The organism is Aeromonas sp. QDB56, from assembly GCF_027705505.1.
Taxonomy (GTDB): Bacteria; Pseudomonadota; Gammaproteobacteria; order Enterobacterales; family Aeromonadaceae; genus Aeromonas; species Aeromonas caviae.
The window spans coordinates 1-2,198 of the sequence record NZ_JAPDBZ010000249.1 but is presented as its reverse complement, the minus strand read 5'-3'; the positions used below and the strand labels follow the sequence as shown (position 1 = coordinate 2,198).

The following is a 2,198-nucleotide window of genomic DNA, read 5'->3' as shown; positions in this document are numbered from 1 at the left end:
TTAAAATCGTACTTGGCGCCGCTCAACTGATCGATACTTGATCAACTAGCGCAAAGAATGATCATGCGTCGGCCCTGGGTCATCACCACTTCACACACCAGTGCGGCCAGCAGGCTGTAACCACCGGGGGAATGCTCGCCATAGCCGTTGGAAGCAAAGCCTGCGCTCACATCAAAACCCGCCTGTCCGCTGGCAATGACATAGAGCACGCCACCTGCCACGATCCCGCCAAGCACCTGGGCCACGATGTAGGGCAGCACGTTGGAGGCCGGGAAGCGACCACCAGCCCAAAGTCCGACGGTCACGGCCGGGTTCAGGTGGCAACCCGAGATATGACCGATGGCATAGGCCATGGTCAGCACGGTCAGGCCGAACGCCAGGGCCACGCCCAGCAGGCCAATCCCCACATTGGGGAAGGCAGCAGCCAGCACGGCGCTCCCGCAGCCCCCCAGCACCAGCCAGAAGGCTCCCATAAATTCAGCAGCAAAAGGTTTCACTCTTGTCTCTCCCATGATGATTAACACGAGAGCCAGAAAGGCTCATACGGACACAGTTATTGAACAGGCGCCATATTATGGGAGTGTGGCGGAGCAAGACGAAACCGACCCGGCTCATCGCGGATATGTGATGAATGTCACAAGTTATTGATAAAGTAGAAAGATATTCATCCGCTCGGTGCGCTTCTCCATGGGAGTCCCATCGAGGGATGCGACAGATTGTGACCCGACCAGCGATTTTGCCAGCAGCTCCCCGCGCTCCCCTGCCAACACCAGAAGCCCTCCCCCGGGGATCAGCGATAACGGCCGCGCACCGATCCGCTGGCCCGCCCAGCCATGCGAATGAGGCTCTGACGGGTGTGGAAGTGGCAAAGCGCCACCCCGAGGGCATCCGCCGCATCCGCCTGGGGGGTGGCAGAGAGCTTGAGCAGATGAGTCACCATGTGCTGTACCTGCTCCTTGGCGGCGCCACCGGTGCCCACCACCGCCTGCTTGATCTGGGTGGCCGAGTACTCGCTCACCGGCAGCAGGGCGTTGACCGCCGCGACGATGGCACTTCCCCTGGCCTGGCCGAGCTTCAGGGCCGAGTCCGCGTTGCGCGCCATGAAGACCCGCTCGATGGCGAACTCGTCCGGCTTGAACTGGGTGATGATCTCGCTCACCCCGTCATAGACCTGCTTCAGGCGAGACGGCAGCTCCCCCAGATCGGTGCGGATGCAGCCCGATCCCAGGTATTCCGCCTTGCCCGCGACGATGCGAATGACCCCGTAACCGGTGATGCGCGAACCGGGATCGATCCCCAGAATGATGCTCATGAACGGAATACCCCGCCCACTGCGGTCAGCCATCTCATCTTCGACACCTTCTTCATTGCGATCTCTTGCCCTGCTGCTCTTGATGGCCGCCAAGATAACAAACCCGCCTTCGCTTGGCTCGCTCGCTGGCACCTTTCCCGGCTGACTGCGCAAGGAGCCACCATCTCATACAGTGCTCTGCCGCTTCTCTGGCCAGTGATGCCTGCCGGCGTCACCAGCCCCTTGCCTCCGGGTCATCCCTTTGCCAGGGCGACGAGGCGCTCCGCCAGTCGATGGCTTTTCAGGTAGCTCTCGACCAGCGCCCCGTCTGCCCGCCCGACGTCAATCTGCCCATACCAGTGCTCGAGCATGGCGACAAAGCCTCGGCTCGCCAGCACGGGCTGCCAGTCGCCCGGAGCCAGAGTCTGCACTGTGTTGTCTCGCGCAAGCAGGCCACGGGTGCAATTCTCGATATGCAATGAGAGGTTGTCGCCATAGGCATCGATGCGCTCCTCGGTCATGCCGGCGCTGCGATTCATGCTGCCGCTCACCGCCATCTGCCCGCGCTGCCAGGCAACGCTCACCCCGGCCAGCAGCTCGGGCTGCTCACTGCTGCGTCGCAGCACCGCATGCAGCTCCCCGTCCGGCTCGCCGCCATAACAGCAGAGGCTGTCGAGCACATGGATACAGTCGTCGAACAAGAACTGGCGAGGCGCCCCCGGCAGGGCGTGCCTGTGCTTTTGCCAATGGAGCTCGGTCAGCGGCTGGCCGCGTGCGGCGGCCATGGCGGGCAGATAGCGACGGTTGAAGCCCACAAACAGCGGGCAGTCCCTAAATAACTGATCCCAATAGTGCTACACCTTCGCTGTGCCATAGCCATTCCCCGGGAAAGGAGACACGGTATCCA

Annotated in this window: 1 protein-coding gene and 2 pseudogenes; all 3 read right to left on the bottom strand. The window is 62.2% G+C overall.

Annotation, left to right across the window (positions count from 1 at the left end; all coding sequences use genetic code 11):
• Nucleotides 1-44 precede the first annotated feature (44 nt).
• Nucleotides 45-497, bottom strand: a pseudogene (locus OKB81_RS20140) (aquaporin); the annotation flags it as partial.
• A 293-nt stretch (nt 498-790) separates the two neighbouring features.
• Nucleotides 791-1,312 (bottom strand): crossover junction endodeoxyribonuclease RuvC, encoded by a 522-nt coding sequence (gene ruvC, locus OKB81_RS20135; RefSeq protein WP_010673515.1) that lies wholly within the window; start codon nt 1,310-1,312, stop codon nt 791-793.
• 233 nt (nt 1,313-1,545) lie between these two features.
• Nucleotides 1,546-2,124: pseudogene (locus tag OKB81_RS20130) on the bottom strand (Gfo/Idh/MocA family protein); the annotation flags it as partial.
• Nucleotides 2,125-2,198: the final 74 nt, after the last annotated feature.